The organism is Pseudomonas costantinii (assembly GCF_001870435.1).
Lineage (GTDB): Bacteria > Pseudomonadota > Gammaproteobacteria > Pseudomonadales > Pseudomonadaceae > Aquipseudomonas > Aquipseudomonas costantinii.
In genome coordinates this window covers 13,321-34,197 of record NZ_MDDR01000033.1, presented here as the reverse complement: position 1 = coordinate 34,197, position 20,877 = coordinate 13,321, and the positions used below count along the sequence as shown (strand labels likewise).

At 60.1% G+C, this 20,877-nt stretch carries 16 protein-coding genes; 13 read left to right on the top strand and 3 right to left on the bottom strand.

Annotation, left to right across the window (positions count from 1 at the left end):
- Positions 1 to 92 precede the first annotated feature (92 nt).
- The 3 genes from BFL40_RS15280 (at position 93) to BFL40_RS15270 (ending at position 4,906) form a co-directional block, all read left to right on the top strand.
- Complete coding sequence (locus tag BFL40_RS15280; RefSeq protein WP_071484785.1) at positions 93 to 728, top strand: response regulator transcription factor; 636 nt, start codon at positions 93 to 95, stop codon at positions 726 to 728.
- Between the two features lie 6 nt (positions 729 to 734).
- Positions 735 to 4,349 (top strand): transporter substrate-binding domain-containing protein, encoded by a 3,615-nt coding sequence (locus tag BFL40_RS15275; protein ID WP_071484784.1) that lies wholly within the window; start codon positions 735 to 737, stop codon positions 4,347 to 4,349.
- A 134-nt stretch (positions 4,350 to 4,483) separates the two neighbouring features.
- Positions 4,484 to 4,906, top strand: a complete 423-nt coding sequence (locus tag BFL40_RS15270; RefSeq protein WP_071484783.1) for an ANTAR domain-containing protein — start codon at positions 4,484 to 4,486, stop codon at positions 4,904 to 4,906.
- Here BFL40_RS15270 and dkgB read toward each other — a convergent pair.
- The 3 genes from dkgB to BFL40_RS15255 all read right to left on the bottom strand — a co-directional run bounded on the left by dkgB (position 4,903) and on the right by BFL40_RS15255 (position 8,362).
- Entirely contained in the window at positions 4,903 to 5,721 is an 819-nt protein-coding gene (dkgB, locus tag BFL40_RS15265; RefSeq protein ID WP_071484782.1) for a 2,5-didehydrogluconate reductase DkgB, read from the bottom strand. The genes BFL40_RS15270 and dkgB overlap by 4 nt on opposite strands.
- Before the next feature lie 119 nt (positions 5,722 to 5,840).
- Positions 5,841 to 6,410 (bottom strand): cupin domain-containing protein, encoded by a 570-nt coding sequence (locus BFL40_RS15260; RefSeq protein ID WP_174555615.1) that lies wholly within the window; start codon positions 6,408 to 6,410, stop codon positions 5,841 to 5,843.
- Positions 6,407 to 8,362 carry an oxidoreductase gene (locus BFL40_RS15255; RefSeq protein WP_071484780.1) on the bottom strand — a complete coding sequence of 652 codons (1,956 nt, stop codon included), beginning with the start codon at positions 8,360 to 8,362 and terminating at the stop codon, positions 6,407 to 6,409. Before BFL40_RS15255 ends, BFL40_RS15260 begins: the two co-directional genes overlap by 4 nt.
- A 130-nt stretch (positions 8,363 to 8,492) precedes the next feature.
- On the opposite strand from BFL40_RS15255, the gene BFL40_RS15250 reads away from it, so the two are divergent.
- From BFL40_RS15250 to BFL40_RS15205, 10 genes are all read left to right on the top strand, one after another.
- On the top strand, positions 8,493 to 9,251 hold the full coding sequence (locus tag BFL40_RS15250; RefSeq protein WP_071484779.1) for a class II aldolase/adducin family protein: 759 nt from the start codon (positions 8,493 to 8,495) through the stop codon (positions 9,249 to 9,251).
- A gap of 41 nt (positions 9,252 to 9,292) precedes the next feature.
- A complete protein-coding gene (locus tag BFL40_RS15245) occupies positions 9,293 to 9,931 on the top strand; it encodes a TetR family transcriptional regulator C-terminal domain-containing protein (RefSeq protein ID WP_071484778.1) in 639 nt (212 codons plus the stop codon).
- Between the two features lie 148 nt (positions 9,932 to 10,079).
- Positions 10,080 to 10,871, top strand: coding sequence for an enoyl-CoA hydratase/isomerase family protein (locus BFL40_RS15240; protein ID WP_071484777.1), 792 nt, complete (start codon positions 10,080 to 10,082; stop codon positions 10,869 to 10,871).
- 27 nt (positions 10,872 to 10,898) lie between these two features.
- Positions 10,899 to 12,059 carry an acyl-CoA dehydrogenase family protein gene (locus tag BFL40_RS15235; protein WP_071484776.1) on the top strand — a complete coding sequence of 387 codons (1,161 nt, stop codon included), beginning with the start codon at positions 10,899 to 10,901 and terminating at the stop codon, positions 12,057 to 12,059.
- 18 nt (positions 12,060 to 12,077) lie between these two features.
- Entirely contained in the window at positions 12,078 to 14,186 is a 2,109-nt protein-coding gene (locus BFL40_RS15230; protein WP_071484775.1) for an acetate--CoA ligase family protein, read from the top strand.
- Positions 14,176 to 15,783 (top strand): 5-guanidino-2-oxopentanoate decarboxylase, encoded by a 1,608-nt coding sequence (locus BFL40_RS15225; RefSeq protein WP_071484774.1) that lies wholly within the window; start codon positions 14,176 to 14,178, stop codon positions 15,781 to 15,783. Before BFL40_RS15230 ends, BFL40_RS15225 begins: the two co-directional genes overlap by 11 nt.
- Before the next feature lie 19 nt (positions 15,784 to 15,802).
- A complete protein-coding gene (locus tag BFL40_RS15220) occupies positions 15,803 to 17,389 on the top strand; it encodes an ABC transporter substrate-binding protein (RefSeq protein WP_071484773.1) in 1,587 nt (528 codons plus the stop codon).
- Between the two features lie 72 nt (positions 17,390 to 17,461).
- Complete coding sequence (locus BFL40_RS33760) at positions 17,462 to 18,421, top strand: ABC transporter permease (protein WP_071484772.1); 960 nt, start codon at positions 17,462 to 17,464, stop codon at positions 18,419 to 18,421.
- A 3-nt stretch (positions 18,422 to 18,424) separates the two neighbouring features.
- The gene (locus tag BFL40_RS33755; RefSeq protein ID WP_071484771.1) at positions 18,425 to 19,252 is read left to right on the top strand and encodes an ABC transporter permease; all 828 of its coding nucleotides are present in this window, start codon (positions 18,425 to 18,427) and stop codon (positions 19,250 to 19,252) included.
- 2 nt (positions 19,253 to 19,254) lie between these two features.
- Positions 19,255 to 20,874 carry an ABC transporter ATP-binding protein gene (locus BFL40_RS15205; RefSeq protein ID WP_071484770.1) on the top strand — a complete coding sequence of 540 codons (1,620 nt, stop codon included), beginning with the start codon at positions 19,255 to 19,257 and terminating at the stop codon, positions 20,872 to 20,874.
- Positions 20,875 to 20,877 lie beyond the last annotated feature (3 nt).

Here is a 20,877-nt window from a genome sequence, read left to right as displayed (position 1 = left end):
TGGGGCAGTGCCGCTCGTCGGAACTGTCATTTCTCACAGGTACCTGTGTCCCATGTGATGTGCAAGGGTATCTGTCCTCTCAGGGGAGTTTTATGAGTAAAGAGTTATCTGCGTTAATAGTCGATGATCACTCGTTTATCCGAGCTACCGTACGGCATTTGCTGAAGCTGGAAGGCTTCACTGATATCGATGAAGCGGCGAATGGTGCCGATGCTGTGCAGAAAGCTAGAGAGGGTCGTCCGGCCTTGATCATTCTTGACCTTGCAATCCCGAAGCTGGGCGGGCTGGAGGTCATCAGCCGAGTCAACGCTTTGGGCCTGCCGTGTAAGGTTTTGGTATTGACGGGGGCACTTCCGGAGGTTTTTTCCGCACGCTGTATGCGTGCGGGTGCCAAGGGGTTTGTGACCAAGACGGCGGAGTTGGACGAGCTGCAAAAGGCGATCAAGGCTGTCATGTCCAACTACAGTTGCTTTCCCAGCTTGCCAAGCAGTTCGGTGCGCCGTGATGACTTGCAGGTCACGGAACTTCAGTTGACGGAGTCGCTTTCGGATCGTGAGATAGAGGTGTTGCGGATGCTGGCCCTGGGGCGGAGCAATAACGAAATTGCAGAGCTGATGTTACTGAGTCACAAGACCATCAGCACCTATAAGACGCGGCTCAAAGAGAAGCTGAACATTGTTTCCGTGGTGCATTTGGCCAAGTTCGCCCAGCGTAATGGTCTGATCTGATTCGAAATGACCACAGCTCAGATTCGACGGCTCATCATTACCCTGCTGATGGGCTTGCTCCCGATGGTGGCGACGGCCCTTGATGAGCCCCACACCCTACGTTTGTTGGGGCACTCCAGCATTAATGGCAAAACCGCAGTGCTGGAGGAGGCTGACTGGCACTGGCTGCGTGAGCGACGCACGTTGCGGCTGGGGTTTTCCCTTCCTGATTACGCCCCCTTCGAACAGACCAATAACAATGGCGAAATTGAAGGTATAACGCCCGATTATGCGCGAATGATTGCGCAGGCGTTGAACATCGACATCGAAGTTTGGCGCTACGATACCCGTGATGAGGTGATTGAGGCGCTAAAGAGCGGCGCAATTGACTTCCTGGGGTCGGCCAACGGTTTTGAAGCGGACGACCCGCAATTAATCCTGTCCCGATCCTACGCCAATGATCAACCGGTCCTGGTAACCCGCACAGGCGACACCCAGGCATTGAGTGTCGATCTGGCAGGTAAACGCGTGGCGATGCTGTATCACTACATGCCACCCAAGGTCGTTGAGGCCTTCTACCCCGATGCCCATCTGGTGCTGTTTGCCTCTATTTTCGAAGCCATCGGCGCCGTGGCATTTGGCCGCGCCGATGTCTATCTCGGAGACGCTATCACCGCCAACTATCAGATCAACCGCAATCACCTCAACAATGTGCGGATAGCCGATTTTTCCACATTGGAGGCCAATCCCTTCGCCTTCGCATTTTCTCGGGATAACACTCGGCTACGGCGCATCGTCAATAATGCGTTAAAGGTTATTCCAGCTAATGAACAGATGGAGATACTGCGCCGTTGGAGTGGAGGTAATCTCGGCTTTCTCGGTGCCGAGCGGTTGCACTTGAGTGCGGGCGAGCAGCGTTGGCTGGAGAAACACCCTCGGGTCAAGGTTGCGGCATCCGACCAGATGCTGCCTTTGTCATCCTTTAATGCACAAGGGCAACAAGAAGGTCTGAGTGCCGACGTCTTGTCGCGCATCAGCCTGCGTACTGGATTGAAGTTCGACCTTGTTCCGGCAGGATCGATGCCTCAGCAGATTGACGCGGTCAGTGCGGGCAGGGCGGATATGATGGCCGTGGTGACCCCCAGCATCGAGGGCTCCGACCAGGTGCGCTTTACCCGACCGTATCTGAGCACTCCGTTTGTGCTGGTCACCCGTGTCGACGATCCCGGTACGATGACGTTGGAGGACATGGTGGGTAAGCGCCTTGCGGTGAACAGCGGCAGTGCGTTGCGTGAGGTGATCAATCGTGACTACCCTGGAATCAACTTTGTAGAGGCTAACAACCCTGTGCAAGTCATGGCGTTGGTAGCCAATGGCGACGCTGATGGGGCCGTCAATTCGTTGATCAATGCGCGTTACCTGATCGCTCTTCAGTACCGTGATCGTCTACGAGTGAGCAGCACCGTCGGTTCTGAACCCGCACGCATGACGTTCGGGGTCAACCGTGGTCAGTTGGAGTTGTATTCGATACTGGACAAGGCGTTGCTGAGTATTCCACCCCAGGAAATGGATGAGTTGATCAGCCCATGGCGCACTGATGTGGTCACCGAAGACCATTGGCTACGCCATCGCAGTGCAATTATTCAAGGGTTTGGCTTAGCGGCACTATTGCTGCTGATTACCCTGGCTTGGGCTATTTACCTGCGCAGGCTGATACGCAAACGTGCCGAGGCCGAACGGGCCTTGAGCGACCAGATGAGTTTTATGAGCGCATTGATCAACGGTACGCCCCATCCGATTTACGTGCGTAATCGCCAGGGGCGGCTGATGGCCTGCAACAGCGCTTACCTGGATGTGTTTGGCTTTAAACTTGAGGACGTGATTGGCAAGACAGTGGTAGAAACCGATACCGGCAACACCCCGCAGGCCCGGTCCTTCCATAATGATTACATGCAGCTGATGGCCAGTGATGAGCCGCTGATTCATGACCGGGTACTCAAGGTGCCCAGCGGCAAGGTATATATCATTTACCACTGGGCACTGCCGTACCGTAATGGCAATGAAACGGTCGTGGGCCTGATTGGTGGCTGGGTGGACGTGAGCGAACGCCAGCAGTTATTGGGGCAATTGCAGGAAGCCAAGGAGGAAGCCGACGCCGCCAACCGCGCCAAGACTACGTTTCTGGCGACCATGAGTCACGAAATCCGCACGCCTATGAATGCGGTGATCGGCATGATTGAACTGGCCCTTGCAAATGCCGAACAGGGGCGCCCCGATCGCGATGCCTTGGAGGTTGCTTCGGTGGCGTCCCACGGCATGCTGGAGTTGATTGGCGATATTCTTGATATTGCCCGGATCGAGTCCGGCCACCTGTCCCTGGCCCTTGAATCGGCCAACCTGTATGAGCTGCTGATGTCGGTGGCGCGGGTGTTTGAGGGGTTGGCGCGAGCCAAGGGCCTGGTGCTGCAGGTAGAACTTGATCCGCAGTTTGATTGCCCGGTGTTGATTGACCCGTTGCGGCTCAAACAGGTGGTTTCCAACTTGCTGAGCAATGCCATCAAGTTCACAACCAGAGGTCAGGTGCGGTTGATCGGGGAGGGGGCATCAGACACAGGGCAGCTGAACATCAAGTTAAGGGTGGAAGACACCGGCGTGGGCATTAGCGCTGAAGACCAGCAGCGCCTGTTCAACCCGTTTATTCAGGGCAGTAATACCGAGCAGTCGGCGCGTAGCGGGTCGGGGTTAGGGTTGGTGATCAGCCGCAATCTGTGTGAAATGATGGGAGGCAATCTGCATTTGAGCAGCGTGCTCGGGCAGGGGACGCGGGTAGATGTGACGTTGACCCTGGCCAAGGTGGCTGCGTTGCCGGTCGAGGTTTCATTACCGGTCTCATCTGTTCAGCCGTCCCGTGTATTGGAGATCCTGGTGGTGGATGACTACCCGGCCAACCGCTTGCTGCTGGCCCGGCAATTGAGCTTTCTGGGGCACCGTATCACCACTGCCGAAGAGGGTGTCCAGGGGCTTGAACTCTGGAAAACCGGGTATCCTGATGTGGTGATCACCGATTGCAACATGCCCCTCAAGGATGGCTATGCCTTGGCGCGTGATATCCGGGCGCAAGAGCGTGAAAGAGGTTTGGTACCGTGCTTGCTACTGGGGTTTACCGCCAATGCGCAGCCGGAAGAAACCGAACGCTGTCGACAAGCGGGCATGGATGGCTGCCTGTTCAAACCTGCCGGGCTTGATGACTTGCGGTCGGCCTTGGCTTCGCTCACGGCCAGTTTCGCTGTATCTGAAGTTGAGGTGGCGTTTGATTTGAGTGCGCTAATTGCGCTGACCGGGGACGATCATGCCGCGCTCAAGGAGCTTTTGATACCCCTGCTCGACAGTCTGGAAGCTGATCGTGCGCTTCTTTCGTCGCTGCAACATCAGGTCAATTTTTACGCGCTGTATGACCTCGCCCACCGAGCCAAAGGCGGGGCGCGAATGGTCAAGGCCGAGGCGCTGATAGCCTGTTGCGAAATACTGGAGGGTGTCTGTCAAGGGCAGGAGCGCAATGCCTTGGGCATGGCGGTTGAAGCGCTAGGCAAGGCGATTGACGACCTGCATTCCGGACTGAGTGTTTATTGCAATCAGCCTTGATTGTGGTTGATGGCCATTCGGCGGATTTGGGAGAGTTCCTACATGAAGGGGGAACAAGCCTGATTTTGTCTTCGGGGTATGTCTGGAGAATGGGCCACGCTCACTGACGAGCACAGCCTGCCCAGGGATTTGCCATGCCGAATAAAGCACTGACCATCCTGATTGCCGATGAACAGCACCTTCAGCGTTTGTACATCGAAAAAATGCTCAACCAGTTGGGGTATCACCGGATTGTGCCGGTGCAAACGTTCGAAGAAGTGCAGATTCTCACCGCCATCCCGGCCGAGCCATTTGATGTGCTGATCATCAATGCGGGGCTGTCAGCCGATGCCAGCGGGTTGCTGCCCCAAGTGCGCCATGTGCTGGTATACGACCACCTGGACCTGGGCGCACCTGCCGGTGCAATGCCGACGGTGCTGGTGCGTTTGCCCGGCGTACCGGACAACGTCAACCTCGAACATTTCATGGACATCATCGACCCACCCGAGGCCTCCCGTGGCCTGCGGGTGTTACCGTGGCTGCGGGAGTTATCCCGCACGCCTATGGCCGGGGGTTAGTCCCATTTCGGCGCGATGCCCTTGGGGCTGGTCAAGCGATGGCCGCGTTCCAGGCTGGCAATCTGCGCCATGTCGGCAGCGCTCAAGGTCAGTTGCAGGGCATTGAGGTTGCTCTCCAGGTTGGCGCGTTTGGTCGACGAGGGGATTACCGCATAGCCCAGTTGCATGGCCCAGGCCAGCGTGACTTGTGCCGGGGTGGCCTGGTGGCGTTCGGCGATCTGCAGGATCACCGGGTCTTTCAATACTTCACCGTAGGCCAGTGTCATGTACGAGGTGATCTGGATGCCGTTGGCGGTGGCGAAATCCACGACTTTCTGGTTTTGCAGGTAAGGGTGCAGTTCGATCTGGTTGGTCGCAATGTTCTCCGCGCCCACCGCTGCAATGGCCTGCTTCATCAGGGCGAGGGTGAAGTTGGAGATGCCGATCTGACGTGTCAGCCCCAGGCGCTTGGCTTCCAGTAACTGCCCCATGAACTCGGCGACAGGTACTTGATCTTCCGGCGATGGCCAGTGGATCAGCGTCAGGTCCAGGTAGTCGGTCTGCAGTTTGCGCAGGCTTTCACGCAGGCTTGGAATCAACTGACCTTCGGCGAAGTTGGCGATCCAGATTTTGCTGGTGATGAACAGCTCATCGCGCGGCACACCGCTGTCGGCAATGGCCTGGCCGACGTCGGCTTCGTTCTCATAGATCTGCGCGGTGTCTATGACGCGGTAACCCAGTTCCAGGCCAGTGCTCACGGAGTCGATCACCACCTGGCCTTGCAGGCGAAAGGTGCCGAGGCCGAAGGCGGGGATGTTTTGGGTAGGGATAGACATCAGTAACTCCGGAAGGGGATGAACAATGGCGTTGAGTATCCACCCGTCGTTCTTTCGGAAAAACCGTCGAACCCGAAAAGGACTTTTTACCGCAAGTCACGAATGGCGCAGTCAGCGGCTTAAAACGTCGGCGGCGTAATCACCCAAATCACCACCGTTTCCACTTTGCCCGGGTTGCCATACCGATGCGGTTCACTGCTGGCAAAGCTGAAACTATCGCCTTCATCCAGTAGAAAATGCCGCTCACCTACCCACAACTCAAACTGGCCACGCAACACGTATCCCGCTTCTTCGCCTTCATGGCTATAGCTTTGCTGGCTGTAGGTGCCGGGCGGAAAGCTGGATTGCAGCATTTCCAGTTGGTGGTTGGGCAGTGGTGTCAGCAGTTGATCGACGATGCCGTCTTCATAGCGGATGCTTTGGCGATTACCCTTGCGCACGATGTAGCCTTCATCCTCGGGCGCAGGGACGCTCTCGCTGGCGAAGAACCACTGGAGAGTTACCCCCAGGCTGCGGGCGATATTGAACAGTGCCGGAATCGACGGGTACGCCAGGTTTCGCTCCAACTGGCTGAGATAGCCGGCGGTCAACTCACTCATCTGCGCCAGGTCAGTCAGGGTCATGCCGCGCGCTTTACGCAAACCGCGGATACGCGTGCCGAGAAACAGTTGCTGGGGTTGGTCTGTCAAAGATTCCACGCTACCTTGAGTCCTTCGTAAATCGCCTCTTCGGCGGTGCGCGGGGCCAGGCAGTCGCCGATGCGATCAAAAGGCACCAGCCCCTGCAACTCCGCGCCCAGAGTGTCTACCGGCTGGTGCCCTTGGCACAACACCAGGCTGTCGACATTTTCCAGCAATATCGGCTCGCCACTGGCGGTGTGTTGCAGGTAGACCGCGGTGTCATCGCAGCCGTAGAGGCGGGCATAGGGAATGATCGGGATGCCCAGCCGGTGCAGCTCGCCGGCCAGTTGGTCGCGCACATACATCGGCAGGTTTTCACCACAGTGGGTGCCGTTGACCGCCAACTGAACTGGGTGACCCGCACGCACCAACCGTTCGGCAATGCCTGGACCGATCCAGTCGCAACGCCAGTCGACGACGACCACTGAACGCCCAAGCGTGACTTGATCACGCAACACCTGCCAGGCGTCCACCACTTGCAGCTCACCGCCTCGTTCGAAAGCTGGCCAGTAGGGCTCGGCGCCGGTGGCGATGATGACGTGATCCGGTTGCGCCTGTTCCACGAGGGCACGGTCGACTCGGGTGTTGCACACCACACGAACCCCAGCCAGTTCCATCTCGCGCTGCAGGTTGGTACTGGCGCCGCCGAACTCGCTGCGCCGTGGCAGCAATTGCGCCAACAACACTTGCCCACCCAATTGCCCGCTGGCCTCGTACAGCGTCACCTGATGCCCACGTTGCGCGGCCACAGCCGCGGCTTTCATACCGGCCGGGCCACCGCCGACCACCATGATTCGCCGCCGCTTTAATGCCGATTGCACGTGGCCGAAGGTCAATTCGCGACCGGTCTCGGGATGCTGAATGCAGGAGATCGGCAACCCCTTATGAAAATGCCCGATGCACGCCTGGTTGCAGGCAATGCACGCCCGTACATCTTCGGCGCGGCCACCAAGGGTTTTGGCGGGCATCAGCGGGTCGCAAATCAGGGCGCGGGTCATGCCGCACACGTCGGCCTGGCCCCTTTCCAGGATAAGCTCGGCCTCCTGAGGCTGGTTTATCCGACCCGTGACAAATAGCGGAATCGACAGGCTGGCCTTGAACGTAGCCGCCTCATCCGCGAGGTACGCCGCCGCGATCGCCATGGGCGGCACGATATGGATCGCGCCCCCCAAAGACGCTGATGTACCGGCGACTATGTGCACATAGTCCAGCTGTGTTTGCAGGTTTTTTACGGCTTCCAGGGACTCGCTTTCGGTGAGACCCTCGGCATCGCGCTCATCGGCAGAAATGCGCAGGCCGATGATGAAGTGTTCATCGGTTGCGACCCTGACCGCCGCGATGATTTCCCTTAGAAAACGCAGGCGCTGCTCAAGCTCGCCGTTATACCCATCGGTACGCCGATTGACCCGCGGATTGAGAAACTGCGCCGGCAGATACCCATGGCTGGCAACCACTTCCACCCCGTCAATCCCGGCCTGATGCAGGCGTCTGGCCGCCCCCGCGTAACCCGTAACGATCTCATCGATCATCGCTTGATCAAGCGCCCGAGGCATCACCCGAAACCGCTCGTTCGGTACTCCCGAAGCCGAGTACGCCACCGCCAGCAAACCGTCTGCCGACTCCATGATTTCCCGCCCCGGATGAAAGATCTGTGACAGCACCACGGTGCCGTGGGCATGGCAGGTTTCAGCCAATTCGCGGTAGCCGTCGATGCAGGCATCGTCGGTGGCCATCAGCACATGGGAGGTGTACCGCGCGCTGTCATGCACCCCGGCAACCTGCAGCACAATCAGCCCCACACCGCCTTCAGCCCGCGCACGGTGATAGGCGATCAACTGTGGGTTGACCCGGTTGTCGGTGGGCATCGAGGTGTCATGCCCGCTGGACATGATGCGGTTTTTCAGGCGTTTTCCCCGCAGTTGCAGGGGCTCGAACAGATGGGGGAAGGCAGGGTGCGGCATGGTGCGGATACTCCAGGCGCTGTTATTGTTATTTTTCTATAGGAGGCGAGCGCCAGTAAAAAATCAACTTGTTTTTTTACTGGTGCCTGGATTAGCGTCGCCTTCACCGACCCGTGCCTGGAGAGTAAAAATGACTCGCTCCACTGAACAGCAACTGCGTGAAGAGCTTGCGGCGTGCTATCGATTGATTGCCCATTTCCGCATGAGTGACCTGATTTTTACCCATATCTCGGTGCGCATTCCTGGGCCGGAACATCACTTCCTGATCAATCCCTACGGGCTGATGTTCGATGAAATCACTGCTTCCAGTCTGGTCAAAATCGGCCTGGATGGGCGTGCGGTAGAAGCTTCGCCTTATGCGGTTAACCCGGCGGGTTTTGTCATCCACAGTGCGATCCACGGTGCGCGTGAAGATGCCCAGTGCGTGCTGCACACCCACACCCGTGCGGGGTGCGCGGTCGCGGCGCTGGAGTGCGGCCTGTTGCCGGTCAACCAGATCTCGATGGAGTTCTACGGCAAGGTTGCTTACCACGATTACGAAGGCGTGGCCCTGGACATGGATGAGCAGCGCCGGTTGGTGAGCGACCTGGGCGACAAGCCTGTGCTGATGCTGCGCAACCACGGATTACTGACGGTGGGTGAGACGGTCAGCCAGGCGTTCCTGCGCATGTATTACCTGGAAAAAGCTTGCGACATCCAGATCGCCGCCCAGGCCTGCGGCAAACTGGTGTTGCCGTCTGCTGAGGTCTGCACCTACACCGAACAACAATTCAACAACCCTGGCCGACCGTTGGAGGAGGGCGAGTTGGTTGACCTGGATGCCATGCAGTTGGCATGGGCGGCATTGCTGCGGATGCTGGATCGAGTGTCGCCGGGTTACCGCGACTGATGTAGAGTCGGGCTGCCGACTCAATCGCAGGAAATCGCCGTATGACCCAGGAATCCCGTTTTTCTCGGATGGAACCGGAATTGCGTAAGGCCAATCTGGTCAAGGCGACACTCACCTGCCTCAAGCGTGACGGCTTTCAGGGTGCGTCGATTCGCAAGATCAGCGCCGAGGCCGGGGTGTCGGTAGGGCTGATCAGTCATCACTATTCGGGCAAGGATGAACTGGTGGCCGAGGCTTATCGCTCGATCACCGGTCAGGTCATGCGCCTGTTGCGCGAGACCATGGCCAAGGCACCTCCGGATCCTCGGGAGCGGTTGTCGGCGTTGTTCCGTGGCTCGTTTTCTGCCGAATTGCTCGACCCGCAACTGCTGGACGCCTGGCTGGTGTTCTGGGGTGCGGTCAAGACCGCGCCCGCAATCAACCTGGCCCACGAGCACTCCTATGGCGAGTACCGCACCATCATGCGCTCGGCTCTGACGGACATGGCCAAGGAGGAGGGCTGGAAGCAGTTCGACGCTGACCTTGCGGCCATTGGCTTGAGCGCCTTGCTTGACGGGCTGTGGTTGGAGTCGGGGCTCAACCCCGGCACCTTCACGCCGGAACAGGGCATTCAGATTTGCGAAGCCTGGGTCGATGGCCTGCAGGGCGGCGGTCGCCAGCGTTACCTGCTCAAACCCTGAGCCTTTTCTCGCCGCCTGAGCGCAATGTTCAGGTCGGCATTCCCTTCTGAAAATATTTGCAGTTTGCCGATTGCCTCCTTGCTGAACACTCGTTTAGTATCTCGCCATGTCGCACCCCTCAAGCCAATTAAAATAATTCGAGGAAGCCATGACTACCGATTCGCCCGTGCTCACTCAAGTGCAAGCAGGCGTTGCCTGGATCACCCTTAACCGTGGTCCGCAACGCAATGCACTGGACATCCCGACCCTCAAGCATTTGCATACGTTGCTCGACGCTTTCAACGTCGATCCCGCCGTGCGCGTGGTGGTGTTGACCGGCAGTGGTCGCAGCTTTTGCTCGGGTGCCGACCTTGCCGAATGGGCCGATGCTGAAGCGCGCGGCGCCTTGGAAACTTATGGCTGGACCGAAACCGCCCACGCCTTGATGACCCGCCTGCACACACTCGACAAACCCACGATTGCCGCAATCAACGGCACCGCCGTCGGCGCCGGCATGGACCTGACCTTGTGTTGCGACCTGCGAATCGCCGCCCAATCAGCGCGCTTCAAGGCCGGTTACACCAGCATGGCCTACTCGCCGGACGCCGGTGCCAGTTGGCACTTGCCGCGTTTGATCGGCAGTGAGCAAGCCAAGCGTTTGCTGTTCCTCGACGAGTTGTGGAGTGCCGACCGAGCATTGGCTGCCGGGCTTGTCGGCGAAGTGATCAGCGACGAGCAACTGCACGCCCATACCCATGAGTTGGCCGCGCGTCTGGCCAATGGCCCGACCTTCGCCTTCGCCCAGACCAAAACCCTGATCCGTGAAGGCGCCGCGCGCAGCCTGCCCGAACAACTGCAGGCCGAGCTGGCCGCTGGGCTGTTGTGTGGACGCAGTGCCGACGGTGCTGAAGCGTTGCGCGCGGCCATGGAAAAACGCCTTCCGAACTTCTGCGGCAAATAACAAAAAAACCTCCGAACAGGTAGCGCCATGAATTTCCAACTCAGCCAAGAACAAGACATGTTGGTGGACGCGGTACGCAGTTTTGTTGCCAAGGAATTGTTGCCTCACGAGGAGGCGGTGGACCGCGCGGATGAGGTCTCGCCGCAGCTTGCTGCGCAGATTCGTGACAAGGCGATCGCCGCCGGTTTCTATGCCTTCAACATGCCGGAAGAGGTCGGTGGCGGCGGCCTGGATTACCTGTCCCAGGCGCTGATCGAGCGGGAGTTGTCCAAGGTCTCGTGGGCGTTGCATGTGTTTGTCGCACGGCCGTCAAAAATCCTGATGGCCTGCACTGGGGCGCAGATTGAGGACTACTTGTTGCCCTGTATCCAGGGCCGGAAAATCGACTGTTTTGCCCTGACCGAACCGGGCGCCGGTTCCGACGCAAACGCGATCAAGACCCGCGCTGTGCGCAGCGGCGATGACTTCGTGATCAACGGCAGCAAGCACTTTATCAGCCATGCCGGGCACGCTGATTTCGCCATCGTGTTTGCCGTCACCGACACCTATGAACACAACGGCCGGCAGCGCAATGCGGTGACCTCGTTTCTGGTCGACCGTGGCACCCCGGGCATGACCATCCGCCGCGGTCCCAAGTGCGTGAGTAACCGTGGTTATCACACGTATGAAATGTTCTTCGATGACTGTCGCGTACCCGCGTCCAAGGTCCTCGGCGAAGTCGGCAAGGGCTGGGACGTCGCCAACGCCTGGCTCACCGCCGGCCGCGTAATGGTCGCCGCCAACTGCGTCGGCCAGGCCCAGCGTGCGTTGGATGTGTCGCTGCAATGGGCGGCGGATCGCAAGCAATTCGGCCAACCCATCGGCACCTATCAAGGCGTGAGCTTCAAGCTGGCCGACATGGCCACGCAGATTCGCGCCGCCGAGCTATTGACCCTGCACACCGCCTGGAAGATGGACCAGGGCAGCATGACCGACGGCGAGGCGGGCATGGCCAAGCTGTTTGCCAGTGAAACCTTGGGCAAAGTTGCCGATGAGGCCGTACAGATTTTCGGTGGCATGGGCCTGATGGACGAAGGACCGGTAGAGCGCATCTGGCGCAACGCGCGGATCGAACGGATCTGGGAAGGCACTTCGGAAATCCAGCGCCACATCATCGCCCGTGAATTGCTACGGCCGCTGTTGCGCTGATCAGCGCGGAGAACGCTTATGTCCCAGGCTATTCGCGACAACCTCAAGCGCCTGCTGGCGCCCCGGCACTTGGCTTTTGTCGGCGGACGCAGCATGGCCCGCGCCCTCAAGCGCTGCGCCGAGGGTGGTTATGACGGACAAATGTGGCTGGTCAACCCGCAACATGACAGCCTCGACGGCATCCCCTGTGTACGCTGCGTCGCCGATTTGCCGTGCGGGCCGGATGCAGTATTTATCGCCACCAACCGCGAGCTGACGTTGATCTGCGTGGCAGAACTGGCTGCTATCGGCAGCGGCGGCGCGATTTGCTATGCCTCGGGGTTCGCTGAAACCGGCGCCAGCGGTGCAGCCTTGCAACAGCAATTGCTAAAAGCAGCGGGGGATATGGCCTTGCTCGGCCCCAACTGCTACGGCTTGCTGGACTACCTGCACAGCTCGGCGCTGTGGCCGGTGGCCCATGGCGGCAAGGCGGTAGAGAAGGGCGTGGCAGTGCTGACCCAGAGCGGCAACTTCGCCTACAACCTGTCGATGAGCGACCGTTCGCTGCCGGTGGCCTACATGGCTTCGGTCGGCAACCAGGCGCAACTGGGGGTTGCCGAGTTGATGGATGTGTTGCTCGATGAGCCGCGCGTCACCGCCATCGGTTTGCACTTGGAAGGTTTGAAGAATGTGCCGGGTTTTGCCCGCGCGGCGCACAAGGCGCTGGAGAAGGGCATCCCGATCATCGCGTTGAAAACCGGCGTCTCGCAAATCGGCGCCGAGTTGGCCTTGAGTCACACCAGTTCGTTGTCCGGCTCAGATGCGTTGTACGACAGTCTGTTTGCAAGGTTGGGTGTGATTCGCGTCAGCGGGCCGGTGAGTTTCGTTGAAACGTTGAAGGCTGCCGCCTGTGGCAATCTTCCGGCGGGTAAAAGCCTGATTGCCCTGGCCTGCTCAGGCGGTGATGCCGGGCTGATTGCCGACTACGCCGAGCGCAACCACCTCGGCTTGCCCAAACTCGATGAAGACCAACGCGGCGAACTGGCGCAGGTGTTGCCTAGCTACGCCAACCTGGTCAACCCGCTGGACTTCACCACTGCCATCTGGGGCGACCGAGAAGCGCTCAATGCCATGCTCGACACCGCTCTGCGCACCGACGCCGATGCCGCCATGCTGGTGCTGGATTACCCTGCGCCCTTTACCGGTGAGCGCAAGGAGTGCGACTTGTTGCTGGAGTTGTTCTGCGACGCGCTGACCCGGCATGGCAAGACCGGTTTCGTGACCTCAGCCTTCCCCGAATTACTGCCGGCCCACGCCCGTGAGCGTTTGCATGCTCAGGGCATTGCCGCGCTGCAAGGTGTGGAAGATGCGCTGGCGGCTTGGGGGCGGATTGCCGACTATCAAAACAATCGTCGTGTATTGCTGGAACGGGGTGAGTCGATCCTCGCGCCGTTGTGTCCGCAAGCGCTGGATGGTCAAGGCGTGGCCCTGGATGAATGGGCGTCCAAACAGTCGTTGCGTGCCTTTGGCTTAACAACCCCAGCCGGTGTGCTGAGCACGCCGGAACGAGCGATTGCCGATGCAGAAGCCTTGGGTTATCCACTGGTGCTCAAGGCCGTCAGCGCCGATTTACCGCATAAAACCGAAGCCGGTGCGGTGGCGCTGAACCTGAAAAACGGCGTCGCCCTGACCACCGCACTTGAGCAAATGCGTGAGCACATCGCCGCGTATGCGCCAGGCGTCGTCTTTGATCAATTGCTGCTGGAGTCCATGGCTACACCACCCTTGGCCGAGTTGATCGTGGGCATCAAACGCGAGAACGATTTCGGCCTGGCCCTGGTGATTGGCGCTGGCGGCATTCTGGTGGAACTGCTCAAGGACAGTCGCAGCCTGTTGCTGCCCACCACCGATGCTGCCATCCGCAACGCCTTGCTCAGCCTGCGCAGCGCCGCCTTGCTGCAAGGTTTTCGTGGGCGCGAGGTGGCGGATATGGACGCGCTGGTGGCGGCCATCCGCGCGGTGGCCGATTACGCCTGCGCCAACGCCGGACAGTTGTTGGAACTGGATGTGAACCCATTGTTGGTCAATGCCCGAGGCGCCACGGCGGTCGATGCATTGATTCGTCTAGGAGATGAGCATGCAAGATAAAACGATGACCGGCGGCCAGGCCCTGGTGCGACTGCTGGCCAACTACGGCGTCGACACGGTGTTCGGCATTCCGGGCGTGCACACCCTGGAGCTGTATCGCGGCCTGCCCGGCAGCGGCATTCGCCATGTGCTGACCCGTCACGAACAGGGCGCCGGCTTTATGGCCGACGGTTATGCGCGGGTCAGTGGCAAGCCGGGAGTGTGCTTTGTAATCACCGGCCCCGGCGTAACCAATGCCGCAACCGCTATCGGCCAAGCCTACGCCGACTCGATCCCGATGCTGGTGATCTCCAGCGTCAACAGCACTGCCAGCCTTGGCAAGGGCTGGGGCATCTTGCATGAGACCCAGGACCAGCGCGCGATTACCGCACCCATCACCGCGTTTTCGGCGGTGGCATTAAGTGCCGAGGATTTGCCTGAGTTGATCGCCCGTGCCTACGCGGTATTCGACAGCGAGCGGCCACGGCCAGTGCATATTTCGGTACCGCTGGATGTGTTGGCGGCGCCGATCAAGCGGGACTGGAGCCATGACGTGGTGCGGCGCCCAGGGCGTGGCCTGCCATCGGCCGACGTGTTGGACCAGGCCGCGGCCAAACTCTCGGCCGCCAAACGCCCCATGATCATCGCCGGTGGCGGTGCGCTGGCCGCGGGCGAAGCGTTACAGCGCTTGAGTACGCAGTTGGCGGCACCGTTTTTCACCAGTGTGGCGGGTAAGGGTTTGTTGCCGATCAATGACCCGCTGAATGCCGGTTCAACCCTCTGCGTCGAACCCGGCTGGCAACTGATCAGCGAAGCGGATGTGGTGCTGGCGGTGGGCACGGAGATGGCCGACACCGATTACTGGCGCGAGCGTTTGCCCCTCAACGGCGAACTGCTGCGGGTGGATATCGACCCGCGTAAATTCAATGATTTTTACCCGTGTGCGGTGGCGCTGCACGGCGATGCCAATCAGACGGTTGTGGCCTTGTTGGAGCGTCTGTCGTGCGCACCGCGTAACGCTGAATCGGCGATCCAGAAAGTTACGGCATTGCTTCAGTCGATTGAGTTGGGGCACGGCCCATTGCAGTCAATCCACCAAGCCATTCTCGACCGCATCGAGGCTGAACTGCCGGCCAACGCCTTTATCAGCAGCGACATGACCCAACTGGCCTACACCGGCAACTACGCCTACCAAAGTCGTGCCCCTCGCAGCTGGCTGCACCCCACCGGTTACGGCACCTTGGGTTACGGCCTGCCCGCGGGCATCGGCGCTAAGTTCGGCGCGCCGCTGCGGCCGGGGTTGGTGCTGGTGGGCGATGGCGGTTTTCTCTACACCGCACAGGAACTGGCGACCGCCGTCGAAGAGCTGGACAGCCCGCTGGTGGTGCTGCTGTGGAACAACGACGCCCTCGGCCAGATCCGCGACGACATGCTGAGCCTGGATATCGAACCCATCGGCGTGCTGCCACGCAACCCGGACTTCGGCCTGTTCGCCCGGGCGTTCGGCTGCACGGTCAACCAACCGCAGAACCTGGATGAATTGCAGACGGACTTGCGCAACGGCTTCAAACGCAATGGCGTGACCTTGATCGAGTTGAAGCATGCCTGTGCCTGTTGACCTTTAGAGGAGCAAGACCATGAGCGAAAACAACAACAAAATGACTCAAGCGATGCACCGACGGGACTTCCTCAAACACAGCGCCGTGGCCGGTGCGGTGGCGGCAGCGTTTTCCATGGGCTTGCCGTTGCACGCCTTCGCCGAAGAAACGACGCCCAAACCCGGCGGCGTGCTGCGCCTGGGCCTGGCCGGTGGCAGCACCACCGATTCACGCGATCCGGGTTCCTGGGTCGATACCTTTACCTTTGTCGGGTTCTCGGCGGTGTACAACACGCTGACGGAAATTGCCGTCGATGGCAGCGCTATTCCCGAGCTCGCCGAACGCTTTGAATCTACGCCGGATGCGCGGGTCTGGACCTTCACGTTGCGCCAGGGCGTGACCTTCCACAACGGCAAGAGCCTCACCGCCGATGACGTGGTGGCTTCGATTAACCACCACCTGAGCAAAGACTCCACCTCGGCGGCCAAGACCGTGTTGGGTGATGTCGCCAGCGTCAGCGCCAAAGGCAGTGACGCGGTGGTGTTCGAGCTTCACTCAGGCAACGCCGACTTTGCCTATGTGGTCGCCGATTACCACTTGGTGATCATGCCGTCCAAGGACGGCGCGGCTGATTGGCAGGCTGGCGTGGGCACCAGCGGCTATCGCCTGAAAGGTTTCGAGCCTGGTGTGCGCATGGACCTGGAGCGTAACCCTGATTACTGGAAGCCCGGCCGCGCGCATTTCGCCAGCGCCGAGCTGCTGGCCATTGCCGACGGCGCTGCACGGGTCAATGCGCTGGTCACCGGGCAAGTGGATGTGATCAACAAGGTTGATCTGAAAACCGTGGCGTTGCTCAAGCGCAACCCAGGTCTTGTGATCGAGGAAACGAAGGGCGCCCAGCATTACACCTTCCCGATGCTGTGCGACAGCAACGAGTTCAAGAACAACGATATTCGTATGGCGATGAAGCACGCTATCAACCGCGAAACCTTGCTGGCTTCGGTGCTGCATGGTTACGGTCTGGTGGGCAACGATCACCCGATCCAGCCCGGCAGTCGCTTTATCAACGCCGCTCTTGAGCAGCGCGTCTACGATCCGGACAAGTCGCGCTTTTACCTGCGCAAAGCTGGGGTGGAGTCGCTCAAGGTTCGCTTGCAAGCGTCCGACGCTGCCTACACCGGCGCGGTGGATGCCTCGGTGCTGTTTAAGGAGCAGGCGCGCCAGGCGGGTATCGATATCGATGTGGTGCGCGAACCGGCGGATGGGTACTTCTCCAATGTATGGATGAAGCAGCCGTTCACCACCTCGTTCTGGTACAGCAGCCTGACCGCCGACCGCATGTTCAGCATTGGCTATGCAAAGGGTGCGGCGTGGAACGAAACCCACTGGGACAACCCGCGCTTCAACCAACTGCTGACCGCCGCCCGAGGCGAGATGAACGCGCCGTTGCGCCAGGAAATGTACAACGAAATGCAGGCCCTGTGCCGGGATGACGGCGGGGCGATTGTGCCGCTGTTCGCCAGCTCCGTGGCCGCGCGTTCGAACCGGGTCAACCACGGGCCGCTGACCGCGCCTTATGGCGAGTTGGATGGCTTGCGGTTGATCGAACGGTGGTGGCAGGCATAGAGATCGTTCAGATGATGAAGATCAAAAATGTGGGAGGTTTCTGGAACATGTCCGGTCAGGAGATATACGTCCATGAATAGCCTGTTAAAACTGGTCCTCCAACGCCTGGCCCTCGGCGTGCTGTCGCTGTTCGCCGTGTCGGTCATCATCTTCCTCGCCGTGGGCATGCTGCCGGGCGATATTGCCCAGGCCATGCTCGGCCAGTCCGCTACGCCGGAAACCGTGGCGGCGTTTCGCGCGCAGTTGGGTTTGGATCTGCCGCCGCTGACCCGCTTTGCGCAATGGCTGTTGCGCCTGCTGCACGGCGATCTGGGCGCTTCGTTGGCGAACCAGCGGCCGATTGCCGAGCTGATCGGGGCGCGGTTGGGCAACACGCTGAGGCTGGCCGCATTGGCTGCATTGGTTTCGGTACCCACGGCACTGGTGCTCGGGATGCTGGCGGCGCTGTATCGCAACAGTTGGTTTGACCGCTTGCTCAACACCTCGGCACTGAGCGCGGTGTCATTCCCGGAGTTTTTTGTCGCCTACCTGCTGATTCTGGTGTTTTCGGTGAAACTGGCGTGGTTCCCCAGTCTGTCCAACCTGGCGCCGGATGCTTCCTTCGGCACGATCCTAGAACGTTCGGTACTGCCGGTCGCCACCCTGAGCCTGGTGGTGATCGCGCAGATGATGCGCATGACCCGCGCGTCCCTGATCAACCTGCTGGCCAGCCCCTATATCGAAATGGCCCGACTCAAGGGTATCAGCCAGTCACGGATCATCTGGCGCCACGCACTGCCCAACGCACTGGCGCCGATCGTCAACGTGGTGGCGCTGAACCTGGCGTACTTGGTGGTAGGCGTGGTGGTGGTTGAAGTGGTGTTTGTGTACCCAGGCCTGGGTCAGTTGCTGGTGGACTCGGTGTCCAAGCGCGACATCCCGGTGGTACAGGCGTGCAGCCTGATCTTTGCCGCCACTTACATCCTGCTCAATACCGGGGCTGACGTGTTGTCGATCGCCAGCAACCCACGCCTGATGCATCCGAAGGGGTAGACCATGAACCTGTTGACCCAATTGGCCCGGGCGCCGTTGAGCGCCAAGTTCGGCCTGCTGATCATTGTGTTGTACATCGCGGTAGCGCTGTTTGCGCCGTTGCTGGCGCCCTATGGCGAAACCCAGGTGGTGGGTGACGGTTTCGCGCCCTGGAGCGGCCAGTTTTTGTTGGGCACCGATAATTTGGGGCGCGATATGTTCAGCCGTCTGGTGTACGGCGCGCGCAATACCTTGGGCATTGCCTTCCTGACCACCACATTGGCGTTTCTGCTCGGTGGCTTGAGCGGGCTGGTCGCGGCGATCAAGGGCGGCTGGATTGACCAGGGTTTGTCGCGGGTGGTGGATATTCTGATGGCGATCCCGCAGCTGATTTTTGCTTTGCTGATCCTCAGCGTGGTGGGCACCAACGCGACGTCACTGGTGCTGGTGATTGCGCTGCTCGATTCGACACGGGTGTTTCGCCTGTCCCGCGCGGTGGCGATGACTGTGGTGGTGCAGGACTTCGTCGAAGCTGCACGCCTGCGCGGCGAAGGCCTGTGGTGGCTGGTCACCCGCGAGGTGCTACCCAACGCCGCCGCACCGTTGATTGCCGAATTCGGCCTGCGCTTCTGTTTTGTATTCCTGTTTATCAGCGCGCTGTCGTTCCTCGGCCTGGGCATTCAACCGCCGACGGCCGACTGGGGCAGCATGGTGCGCGACAACGCGGTGCTGATCACCTTCGGCGATATCAGCCCGCTGCTACCGGCCCTGGCGGTGGCGTTGATCACCGTCAGCGTGAACTTTGTCGTCGACTGGATGCTGCATAAATCCAGCGGCCTGAAGGAGTGTTGAGGATGGACACGCCATTGCTGGAAATCCGCAACCTGCAGATCGAAGGGCACTATGAAGACGCCTGGCATCCGCTGATCAAAGGCATCGACCTGACCTTGCAGCGTGGCGAGGTGTTGGGGCTGATTGGCGAGTCGGGAGCGGGCAAATCCACGCTCGGTTTAGCGGCGATGGGCTATGCGCGGGACGGTTGCCGTATCGTCGGCGGTTCGGTGTGTTTTGACGGTATTGAGTTGCTGCAAGCCAAACCTGAAGCGCTGCGCAAGTTACGTGGTCTGCGCATTGCTTATGTAGCGCAAAGTGCGGCTGCGTCCTTCAACCCGGCGCACCGCCTGATCGACCAGCATGTAGAAAGCGCGGTGATCAACGGCGGCATCAGCCGTGCCCAGGCCGAGCGCGAAGCGGTGGAGTTGTATCGCGTACTGCGCCTGCCAGACCCGGAAACCATCGGTGAGCGCTATCCCCACCAAGTGTCGGGCGGCCAGTTGCAGCGGGTGATGACTGCCATGGCCATGGCCTGTCATCCGGACCTGATCATCTTCGACGAGCCTACCACCGCCCTCGACGTCACGACCCAGATTGAAGTGCTGGCGGCGATCCGCGACGCGGTAAAAACCTTCGGCAGCGCCGCGCTGTATATCAGTCACGACCTGGCGGTGGTCGCGCAAATGGCCGACCGCATCATGGTGCTGCGCCATGGCAAGTTGGTGGAAGAGGCGGACACCCGCAGCATGCTCAGCCAGCCGCAGCAGGACTACACCAAATCCCTGTGGGCGGTACGCAGTTTCCGCACTGAGCCCAAGGCCTGTCCGGCCCAGGAGACACCGCTGCTGGAGGTGCGCCAGGTGTGCGCCAGTTATGGGCATCAACCGGTGCTACATGAGGTGTCGATGAAGTTGTATCGCGGCCAGACCCTGGCGGTGATCGGCGAGTCCGGCAGTGGCAAAAGCTCCACCGCGCGTCTGATCACCGGGTTGCTGCCAGCCACGGCGGGGCAGGTGCTGTATGACGGCGAGGCGTTGTCGGTGGATTTTCGGCGGCGCAGCAAGGAACAACTGCGGCGTATCCAGATGATCTACCAGATCCCCGACACGGCGCTGAACCCGCGCCAGCGCATCGTCGATATCATCGGTCGGCCGCTGACGTTTTACCTGGGTCTCAAGGGCAAGGCGATGCGCGCGCGTGTCGCCCAATTGCTGGAGATGATTGAGCTGGACCCGGCGGTTTTCATGGAGCGTCAGCCGCGAGAGTTGTCCGGCGGGCAAAAACAGCGAATTTGCATCGCCCGTGCCTTGGCGGCCGACCCACAACTGATCATTTGCGACGAAGTTACCTCGGCGCTCGACCAACTGGTCGCCGAGGGTGTACTGAAGTTGCTCAACCGTATCCAGCAGCAATTGGGCGTGGCCTACCTGTTTATCACCCATGACGTCGCCACCGTGCGCGCTATTGCCGATGAGGTGGTGGTGATGCAGCGCGGACGGGTGGTGGACCAAGGCAGCCGCAGCGCGATTTTTACTCCGCCGTTCCAGGACTACACCGGCTTGTTGTTTTCGTCGGAGCCGGAAATGGACCCTGACTGGCTCGATCATTTGCTGGCCCAACGGGCGGCGCACACCGTTTGAGGA

Excerpts from the sequence above, each read along its gene's own strand:
- BFL40_RS33755 (WP_071484771.1), top strand. The coding sequence starts at position 18,425 with ATGAACCTGTTGACCCAATTGGCCCGGGCGCCGTTGAGCGCCAAGTTC.
- BFL40_RS15245 (WP_071484778.1), top strand. The coding sequence starts at position 9,293 with ATGACCCAGGAATCCCGTTTTTCTCGGATGGAACCGGAATTGCGTAAG.
- BFL40_RS15280 (WP_071484785.1), top strand. The coding sequence starts at position 93 with ATGAGTAAAGAGTTATCTGCGTTAATAGTCGATGATCACTCGTTTATC.
- BFL40_RS15250 (WP_071484779.1), top strand. The coding sequence starts at position 8,493 with ATGACTCGCTCCACTGAACAGCAACTGCGTGAAGAGCTTGCGGCGTGC.
- BFL40_RS15205 (WP_071484770.1), top strand. The coding sequence starts at position 19,255 with ATGGACACGCCATTGCTGGAAATCCGCAACCTGCAGATCGAAGGGCAC.
- BFL40_RS15270 (WP_071484783.1), top strand. The coding sequence starts at position 4,484 with ATGCCGAATAAAGCACTGACCATCCTGATTGCCGATGAACAGCACCTT.
- BFL40_RS15225 (WP_071484774.1), top strand. The coding sequence starts at position 14,176 with ATGCAAGATAAAACGATGACCGGCGGCCAGGCCCTGGTGCGACTGCTG.
- BFL40_RS15235 (WP_071484776.1), top strand. The coding sequence starts at position 10,899 with ATGAATTTCCAACTCAGCCAAGAACAAGACATGTTGGTGGACGCGGTA.
- BFL40_RS15255 (WP_071484780.1), bottom strand. The coding sequence starts at position 8,362 with ATGCCGCACCCTGCCTTCCCCCATCTGTTCGAGCCCCTGCAACTGCGG.
- BFL40_RS15240 (WP_071484777.1), top strand. The coding sequence starts at position 10,080 with ATGACTACCGATTCGCCCGTGCTCACTCAAGTGCAAGCAGGCGTTGCC.
- BFL40_RS15275 (WP_071484784.1), top strand. The coding sequence starts at position 735 with ATGACCACAGCTCAGATTCGACGGCTCATCATTACCCTGCTGATGGGC.
- BFL40_RS15220 (WP_071484773.1), top strand. The coding sequence starts at position 15,803 with ATGAGCGAAAACAACAACAAAATGACTCAAGCGATGCACCGACGGGAC.
- BFL40_RS33760 (WP_071484772.1), top strand. The coding sequence starts at position 17,462 with ATGAATAGCCTGTTAAAACTGGTCCTCCAACGCCTGGCCCTCGGCGTG.
- dkgB (WP_071484782.1), bottom strand. The coding sequence starts at position 5,721 with ATGTCTATCCCTACCCAAAACATCCCCGCCTTCGGCCTCGGCACCTTT.
- BFL40_RS15230 (WP_071484775.1), top strand. The coding sequence starts at position 12,078 with ATGTCCCAGGCTATTCGCGACAACCTCAAGCGCCTGCTGGCGCCCCGG.